Annotated in this window: 7 protein-coding genes; 5 read left to right on the forward strand and 2 right to left on the reverse strand. The window is 65.4% G+C overall.

Annotated features, from left to right (window positions below; all coding sequences use genetic code 11):
- Window positions 1–3 precede the first annotated feature (3 nt).
- The 3 genes from plsY (at window position 4) to topA (ending at window position 4,373) form a co-directional block, all read left to right on the forward strand.
- Entirely contained in the window at window positions 4–588 is a 585-nt protein-coding gene (gene plsY / locus RMQ73_RS13460) for a glycerol-3-phosphate 1-O-acyltransferase PlsY (RefSeq protein ID WP_310498822.1), read from the forward strand.
- On the forward strand, window positions 579–1,697 hold the full coding sequence (gene dprA / locus RMQ73_RS13465; RefSeq protein WP_409049877.1) for a DNA-processing protein DprA: 1,119 nt from the start codon (window positions 579–581) through the stop codon (window positions 1,695–1,697). The genes plsY and dprA overlap by 10 nt, the downstream gene beginning before the upstream one ends.
- 75 nt (window positions 1,698–1,772) lie before the next feature.
- Entirely contained in the window at window positions 1,773–4,373 is a 2,601-nt protein-coding gene (gene topA / locus RMQ73_RS13470; RefSeq protein ID WP_310498818.1) for a type I DNA topoisomerase, read from the forward strand.
- Window positions 4,374–4,379: 6 nt separating this feature from the next.
- Here the strand turns inward: topA and RMQ73_RS13475 are convergent, their stop codons facing one another.
- On the reverse strand, window positions 4,380–6,008 hold the full coding sequence (locus RMQ73_RS13475; RefSeq protein WP_310498819.1) for a helicase HerA domain-containing protein: 1,629 nt from the start codon (window positions 6,006–6,008) through the stop codon (window positions 4,380–4,382).
- Window positions 6,009–6,221: 213 nt separating this feature from the next.
- On the opposite strand from RMQ73_RS13475, the gene RMQ73_RS13480 reads away from it, so the two are divergent.
- Both RMQ73_RS13480 and RMQ73_RS13485 read left to right on the forward strand, forming a co-directional pair.
- Window positions 6,222–7,142: an SMP-30/gluconolactonase/LRE family protein gene (locus tag RMQ73_RS13480; RefSeq protein ID WP_310498820.1), complete on the forward strand. Its 921-nt coding sequence runs from the start codon at window positions 6,222–6,224 to the stop codon at window positions 7,140–7,142.
- A complete protein-coding gene (locus tag RMQ73_RS13485; protein WP_310498821.1) occupies window positions 7,135–8,031 on the forward strand; it encodes an alpha/beta hydrolase in 897 nt (298 codons plus the stop codon). The genes RMQ73_RS13480 and RMQ73_RS13485 overlap by 8 nt, the downstream gene beginning before the upstream one ends.
- On the opposite strand, the gene RMQ73_RS13490 is transcribed toward RMQ73_RS13485, so the two are convergent.
- Complete coding sequence (locus RMQ73_RS13490) at window positions 7,997–8,488, reverse strand: nucleoside deaminase (protein WP_409049878.1); 492 nt, start codon at window positions 8,486–8,488, stop codon at window positions 7,997–7,999. The two genes, RMQ73_RS13485 and RMQ73_RS13490, sit on opposite strands and share 35 nt — an antisense overlap.
- Between the last annotated feature and the right edge of the window lie 4 nt (window positions 8,489–8,492).

An 8,492-nucleotide genomic window follows, 5' to 3' on the forward strand; every position in this document is an offset into this window, starting at 1 on the left:
GCCATGACCACCGCACTCGCCTTAGCTTTTGGCTATTTCCTCGGGTCCATCCCGTTCGGGCTGCTGCTCACGCGCGCCATCGGCATCGACATCCGCACCGTTGGCAGCGGCAATATCGGCACCACGAACGTGCTGCGCACCGGCAACAAACCGCTGGCGGCCGCGACGCTGCTGCTCGATGCCGGCAAGGGCGCGCTGGCCGTGCTGCTGGCGCGCGAATATGGCGGGATCGAAGCTGGCATGCTCGCCGGGGTGGCGGCGTTCCTTGGCCATTGCTATCCGGTGTGGCTCGGGTTTCGCGGCGGCAAGGGCGTGGCGACGCTGCTGGGCGTGACGCTGGCGGCGGTGCCGATGGCCGGCGTGATCGCCTTGCTGGCGTGGCTGGGCGGCGCACTGGCAACCCGATATTCGTCCGTTGGCGGCCTTGCATCGGCTGTGGCGGCGCCTCTGGGGGCATGGGCGCTGGGCTTTGGCCATTCTGCCATTGCCTTGGCGGTGATGTCGGCGCTGCTGTTCTGGAAGCACCGCGACAACATCGCCCGGCTGCGCGCCGGCACCGAAAGCCGCATCGGGCAAAAATCGGCGTGAGCGCCGGATTGCCAGCCGATGCCGTCGCACGCCTGCGGCTGATCCGCACCGAAAGCATCGGGCCTGTCACCTACCGGCAACTGGTCGCCCGCTTCGGCGATGCCGAAACCGCAATCCGGGCCTTGCCCGATCTGGCAAGGCGCGGCGGGCGCAGCCTGTCGGTCTGCCCTGCCAATGTGGCGGAGGACGAAATCGCCGGGCTGAACGCGCTGGGCGCGCAACTGTTGTTCCTCGGCACGCCGGACTATCCGGCCCTGTTGTCCGGTTTCGAGACAGCGCCGCCGGCGCTTTACGCGCGGGGCGACACCGGCCTGACAGACCGTGCAGCCGTGGCCATCGTCGGCGCCCGCAACGCCAGTGCGGCGGGGATCCGCATGGCACGGTCTTTGGCGCATGACCTGTCGGACCATGACCTTGTTGTCGTGTCGGGATTGGCGCGCGGCATCGACGCGGCCGCCCATCAAGGCGCGATGGCCGGCGGCACGATCGCGGTCGTCGCCGGCGGCGTCGATGTTGCCTATCCGCCGGAAAATGCAGCGCTTATGGACGAGATTGCAGCCAAGGGTCTGATCCTGGCCGAGCAGTTGCCCGGCACAGAACCACAGGCCCGGCATTTTCCGCGCCGCAACCGAATTATCGCGGCACTGGCCGCCGGCACTCTGGTGGTCGAGGGCGCGCCCCGTTCGGGCAGCCTGATCACGGCCCGCATTGCCGCCGAAGCCGGTCGCGAAGTCATGGCCGTTCCTGGCTCGCCGCTCGATCCGCGTGCCCAGGGCTGCAACATCCTGATCCGCGAGGGCGCGACGTTGATCCAGACCGCCGCCGATGTCATCGAGGCGCTGTCGGCCTTTGGCGCCGGCAACCAGATCGGCCAGCGTTTCCAGGTCGCGGACCCACTGCCGGTGCCCGAGACAATCGCCGACGAATCGATCCGGGCCGAGGTGCTGGCGCTGCTGTCGCCGACGCCGGTTGCCATCGACGAACTGGTGCGCCTGACTGCCATGCCTGCCGCCGGCGTTGCGTGCGTGCTGCTTGACCTGGAACTGGAAGGCCGGCTGGCGCGTCATGCCGGCGGCAAGGTGGCAATCGGCCAAAGTCCGCTGCTGTGACCAAAGCACCGGCTTGACGGGCCGGCCCCGCACTCGCCACCCTCGCGCGTACACGTAAGGACAATTGAAACACCCATGCAGCTTGTCATCGTCGAATCGCCCGCCAAGGCGAAGACCATCAACAAATATCTCGGTAGCGACTATGAGGTACTGGCCAGTTTCGGCCATGTCCGCGACCTGCCGCCGCGCGATGGCTCGGTCGATCCCGACAACGACTTTGCCATGGCCTGGGAATTGTCGGCCGACCGCGCCAAGCAGCTCAAGGCAATCTCCGACGCCGCCAAGCGCGCAGACAGCATCATCCTTGCCACCGATCCCGATCGCGAGGGCGAAGCAATCTCATGGCATCTGCTCGAATGGCTCAAGGGCAAGAAGGCCGTGCCCAAGGGCGGCGCCAGCCGTGTCACCTTCAACGAAATCACCAAGAATGCCGTGACCCGCGCGATGCAGGCACCGCGCGAGCTGGACCAGCCGCTTATCGATGCCTATCGGGCGCGTCGCGCGCTCGACTATCTCGTCGGCTTTACTTTGTCGCCGGTGCTGTGGCGCAAGCTGCCGGGCGCAAAAAGCGCCGGGCGCGTGCAGTCGGTGGCATTACGGCTGGTCACGACCCGCGAGCGCGAGATCGAAGCGCATGTCGCCCGCGAATACTGGAGCGTCGAAGGCCAGGGTCAGGCTGGGGGCCAGGCTGGTGCCGGCGCGGCCTTTCAGGTCAAACTGAGCGTGCTCAAGGGCCGCAAGCTCGACCGCTTCGACCTGGCGAATGAAGAACAGGCGATGGCGGCGCGCGGCGCAGTCGAAGCGGGGCATTTCACCGTATCGGCGGTTGAAACCAAACCGGCCAGCCGCAGCCCCTATCCGCCCTTCACCACCTCGACCTTGCAGCAGGAAGCCGCGCGCAAGCTGGGCTTCACCGCCAGCCACACCATGCGCGTGGCACAGGGCCTGTATGAGGAAGGCCGCATCACCTACATGCGAACCGACGGCGTCCAGATCGCCGCCGAGGCCATGCATGCCGTGCGCGATGTCATCGCTCAGGATTATGGCAGCGGTCCCGATGTACTGCCCGAAAAACCCCGCATCTACACCAGCAAGGCCAAGAACGCCCAGGAAGCGCATGAAGCCATCCGGCCCACCGATCTGGGCTGGCGGCCATCGCTGCGTCCGGCCACGGATGCGGACAAGCTTTATGGCCTGATCTGGAAACGCACGGTCGCCAGTCAGATGGCCAGCGCCCGCATGGAACGCACCGCCGTCGACATGTTCGATGCCGCCGGCCAGACCGGCCTGCGCGCCACTGGCCAGGTCGTGCTGTCGCCGGGGTTCCTGGCCGTCTACACCGAAAGCCTCGAGGACGGGGCCGAGGATGACGAGGACAGCCGCCGCCTGCCGCGTTTGACAGTGGGCGACAACATCGCCGTGACGCAAATCGCAGCGAGCCAGCATTTCACCGAAGCGCCGCCGCGCTATTCCGAAGCCAGCCTCGTCAAGAAGATGGAAGAACTGGGCATCGGCCGGCCATCGACCTATGCCAGCATCCTGCAGACCCTGCGGGACCGGTCCTATGTGCGGGTCGAGAAGAACCGCTTTCATGCCGAGGAAAAGGGCCGGCTGGTCACGGCGTTCCTCGAACGGTTTTTCGAACGCTATGTCGAATATGACTTCACCTCCGGGCTGGAGACCAAGCTTGATGAAGTGTCGGCAGGTGATGCCGATTATCTGACGGTGCTGCGTGATTTCTGGTCGGATTTTTCACCCAAGACGCGCGAAATCCTCGAACTGAAGCCGTCCGACGTCACGGTCGCGCTGGACGAATTCCTGGCGCCCTTGCTGTTCCCGGCGCTGGCTGATGGCGGCGATCCGCGCCTGTGCCCGACGTGCGGGGCAGGCCGGCTCAGCCTCAAGACCGGGCGGTTCGGGGCCTTTGTCGGCTGCTCCAACTATCCCGAATGCCGGTTTACCCGGCCCTTTGCCAGCGATGGCGCAGCCGGCGACAATGCCGGACCGATGGTGCTGGGCACCGATCCGGTCAGCGGCGAGCCGGTGACGCTGCGCTCGGGGCGCTTTGGCCGTTTCGTGCAACTTGGCGAGGCCGAAAAGCCGCCGCGCGCGTCCATCCCCAAGGATGTCACCGTTGCAGGCCCGGACGATCTTGAATGGGCGCTCAAGCTGCTCGGCCTGCCGCGCACCATCGGCGACCATCCCGAAACCGGCGACCCGATCACTGCCAGCATCGGCCGCTATGGGCCTTATCTGGCCCATGCCGGCAAATATGCCCGCCTGACCAACACCGCCGAAGTGTTCGAAACCGGCATGAATGCCGCAGTGGTGCGGCTGGCCGAAGCGGCAGCGGGCGGCGGGCGGCCGCAGCGCGGCGCAGCGACGGCGCTGAAGGAGCTTGGCGTGCACCCGGTCTCGGGACTGGCGCTCAAGGTGCTGGCCGGACGCTATGGCCCCTATGTCAGTGACGGCACCACCCATGCGACGCTGCCAAAATCGCAAGCGCCCGAAGACGTGACGCTGGAAGCCGGCGTGGCGCTGATCGACGCCAAGGCGGCAGCCGCGCCAGCGAAGAAGGGCGCAAAAAAAGCTGCTCCCAAAAAGGCGGCTGCGAAAAAACCGGCCGCCAAGAAGCCTGCGACCAAGAAAAAGGCGCCAGCAGTCAAAAAGGCCTGATTTTCCTCAGCGAATCTGCGCGCGCCAGCGACCGATGATGCGCGCCAGGTTCTCGCCTTCGCCGCCTGTGGTGGCCCAGAGTTCGGAATAAACCGGGTCGCTCGACGCCGGGCGCTTTGATGGGTCCAGATCGTCGAGCCGGACACGAATGGGCGCGGCCACGCCTTCGCCTGAAATGATGCATTCCCGGTTGCGAAGCGCCGGCAGCGCATCGAGCATCGACTTGCCGCCTTCGGGAAAAGCGTTCCTGACGAATTGCTGGTCGCGTTCGTTGTTGAGCCGCAGCGACACGAACGTGCCGCACTGGGACAGCGCGCCTTCGGCAAGATCGGACGGACGCTGGGTGACGAGGCCAAGCGACACGCCATATTTGCGGCCTTCCTTGGCGATGCGTTCCAGCACGTCGCGCACAGGCGAGAATTTGGCAATGCTGCGTGACGGGATGTAACGGTGCGCCTCCTCGCAGACGAGCACGATGGGGCGCTTGGTCTCGCCGCGCGACCAGACGGCATAATCAAGCACGATACGCGCCAGCACGCTGACCACGGCATTGACGACAGCGGACGGCACGCCCGAAAGGTCGATGATCGAGATCGGCCGGCCATCGGCGGGCAGGCGCAGGATCCGGCTCATGAAATCGGCCATGGTGTCGGTGCTGTAGCGGCGGTCGAACATGAACTGGTGGCGCGGGTCGCGCAGCAGCTGCTCCAACTTGCTGCGGATCCGCAGAAAGTTGGTCGCGTTGGCGCTTTCGCTGATCTTGCCGGATTCGGCGACCAGGGCATCCATCAGCGCCGACATCAGATAGGGGATCGGCGTATCGGCGGTGACGCTGATCAGCCCTTCAGCATACATGCTTTTTGCACGCGCGTTCAGCAGGCAGCGCGCCAGGATATCGCGGTCCATGTCGCGGTTGGACCCTTCGCTGGTCAGCAGAACCTCGCAATGTTCCTCGAAGTTCATCAGCCAATAGGGCAGCTCTAGGTTGTCGACATTCCAGACAACGCCTTGTTCACTAAAGGCTGCCGAATATTCGCCGTGCGGGTCGATCACGACGACATGGCCTTGCGGCGCCTGTTCGATGATGCGGTGCAGGATGAGCGCCGTGGCGGTGGATTTGCCGGTGCCGGTCGATCCGACGATGGCGAAATTCTTGGACAGGAACGTGTCGAAATAGATGGCACCGCGCACGCTGCCGGTCGGATAGATCACGCCCACCTCGATGCGGGCGCGGCCATCGGTGGAATAGACTTCGGTGGTTTCGGCCGAAGTGAGCGCATGGGCGCCGTCGCCAGACCTTGGAAAGGTGCCGACGCCGCGCCGGAAATGGCTGACGCCGCCGTCATCCAGAATGTCGGTTTCACCAAGGAAATCGACAAGGGCTTCAGGGCCTTCGGGGCCGGCTTCGACGCCGCGCAGACAGCCGATCACCCACAGATTGCTGCTTTCAAGCTTGACCAGGCTGCCCAGCATGCCGGTGGTGGCCAGCACCGGGTCGCCGCTGTGCTTCAAGGGCGCGATTGCCTCCGGATCGAGCCGCAGGCGGAATCCGCCGGCAAAGACGCCGATGACACGGCCGATGACGGGGCCGCCAAAGGCAGCAGGCCGCGCTGAGGCTGCACTGAAATCGAGCAACGCTGTCTCCCCCGGTTCCGGCCATGAGTTGTCACGGCCTTGTCCGCTCCTGCTGTAGGCCATTCGCGGCCCATGCGGAAAGAGGCGGTTTTTCCGCCCGGTCTTGCCCGCGCGATTTTGCCCGCTCAATTCTGACAGCCCGCTATATGGGCGCTGGCGCGGCGGCGCCGGGCGCGGCACCATCACGCAAATTGCCGGACAGGGAGAGAGTCGATGCACCCGCACACCATCGTTGCCGAAGGACTGGCCTTTCCCGAAGGCCCTATCGCGATGAACGACGGCTCCGTCATCTTTGTCGAGATCAAGGCCGGCAAGCTGACCAGGTTATGGCCCGATGGCACTATGGAGACTGTGGCGACAACCGGCGGCGGGCCGAACGGCGCTGCCATCGGCCCTGATGGCGCCATCTATGTCTGCAACAACGGTGGCTTCGAATGGTATGAGCAGGGCGGCATGCTGCTGCCCGGCAATGCCGCCGCCGACTATACAACGGGCCGTATCGAGCGGGTCGATATCGCCACCGGCGCGGTCGAGCGGCTTTATGACCGCACCGACGATGGCCTGGCATTGTCCGGCCCCAATGATATCGTTTTCGACCGGGACGGCGGCTTCTGGTTCACCGATCTGGGCAAGCATTTTCCGCATCACGAGACCAAGGGCGGGCTGTTCTATGGCAAGGTCGATGGCAGCAGCTGCGTCTGCGCAGTCCATGGCCCCAACCTCAACGGCGTGGGCCTGTCGCCCGATGGCACCAAGATATATGCCGCAGTCACCGCGGGGCGGGTCATCCTGGAATTTGACGTGACTGGACCGGGAACGGTGGCGCCATCGCCGTTGGCCGCAGTGCCGGGCCGGTTCGTGACGACATGGCCGAACAAGACCTATCTCGACAGCCTCGCGATAGAGGCGAACGGCAACATCGCCCAGGCGACGCTGATCGAGAGCGCCGGGGTGACATCGGTGGATCCGCTCACGGGCGCGCAGGAATTCTTTGCCTTCCCGGACCTGCTGACGACGAACATCTGCTTTGGCGGCGACGACATGATGGACGCCTGGGTCTGCCTGTCGACGACTGGCAAATTGGCGAAATGCCGTTGGCCAAGGCCGGGCCTGCGGCTGAATTTCAATGCCTGACATCACCAGCGGCACTATCACCGCCAATGGCCTGCATTTTGACATTGATGAATGCGGGTCGGGGCCGGACGTGGCGCTGTGCCTGCACGGTTTTCCCGAAAGCCGGCGCTCATGGCGTCACCAGTTGCCGATGCTGGCCGACATGGGCTGGCACGCGGTGGCGCCCGATCAGCGCGGCTATGGTGGCAGCAGCCGGCCGGCGGCGCGCCGCGACTATCACATCGATCATCTGGTCGCCGATGCCGCAGCGATGTTCGATGCGCTGGGTGCCAGGCGGCGCCTGCTGATCGCCCATGACTGGGGGGCGCTGGTTGCCTGGGTGCTGGCCCAGCGGCAACCGGCGCTGCTGGACGGTCTGGTCATCATGAACGTGCCGCACCCGCACGTGTTTCAACATGTGTTGCGCACCAGCTGGGCGCAGAAGCGCAAGAGCTGGTATGTCGCATTCTTCCAGCTGCCGTGGCTGCCCGAAGCCCTGCTTGGTGCCGGCGGCGCGCGCGCGGTCGGCCGGGCCTTCACCGACAGCGCGGTCAACAAGGCGATGTTCCCGCCCGAGATCATCGACCATTACCGCAGCAACGCGAGCGGGCCGGGCGCATTGACGGCGATGTTGAACTGGTACCGCGCCAATTTCCCCAGCGTGCTGGACGAGCCGGTCCGGCACATCGAAGTGCCGACGCTGATGATATGGGGCGAGCAGGACGTGGCAATCGATATCGCCAATACCCGGGGATATGGCCCTCTGGTACGAGATTTCACGCTGGTGCGCCTGCCGGACGCTTCGCACTGGGTTCAGCAGGATGCGCCCGAAGCTGTGAACGCTGCAATGGCTGGCTGGATGCGCGCCGGCGGGCTCAGTCTTGGCGACGATCCGCAAAAAAGGCCCTGAGCAGCGCCGCAGCCTCAGTCTCGCCGATGCCGCTGATCACTTGCGGGACATGGTGCGACTGGGCGTGGATAAAGATGCGGGCGCCATGATCGACGCCGCCGCTCTTGGGGTCGGCGGCACCATAGACCAGCGTGGCAATCCGGGCGGCGGCGATGGCAGCGGCACACATGGCGCACGGTTCGAGCGTGACATGCAGTGTGTGGCCGGTCAGCCGCTCATTGCCGAGCGCGGCGCAAGCGGCGCGGATGGCCAGCATTTCGGCATGGGCGCTGGGGTCGTGCAATTCACGGGTGCGGTTGCCTGCCGCTGCCAGAACATGGCCATCGGGACCGGCAATCACCGCGCCCACCGGCACTTCACCGCGCGCACCAGCCGCGGGGGGGGAAACGCGCGCGCGCGCCCAAAAAAAAGAGGCTGGAAAATGCCCATAAAGAAAAAGGGGCAAACCAAGCCAAATGGCG

This window comes from Sandarakinorhabdus sp. (genome assembly GCF_031430775.1).
In the GTDB taxonomy this organism is placed as follows: domain Bacteria; phylum Pseudomonadota; class Alphaproteobacteria; order Sphingomonadales; family Sphingomonadaceae; genus Sandarakinorhabdus.

Coding starts and splice junctions, on each gene's coding strand:
- plsY (WP_310498822.1), top strand. CDS start 4: ATGACCACCGCACTCGCCTTAGCTTTTGGCTATTTCCTCGGGTCCATC.
- topA (WP_310498818.1), top strand. CDS start 1,773: ATGCAGCTTGTCATCGTCGAATCGCCCGCCAAGGCGAAGACCATCAAC.
- RMQ73_RS13480 (WP_310498820.1), top strand. CDS start 6,222: ATGCACCCGCACACCATCGTTGCCGAAGGACTGGCCTTTCCCGAAGGC.
- RMQ73_RS13485 (WP_310498821.1), top strand. CDS start 7,135: ATGCCTGACATCACCAGCGGCACTATCACCGCCAATGGCCTGCATTTT.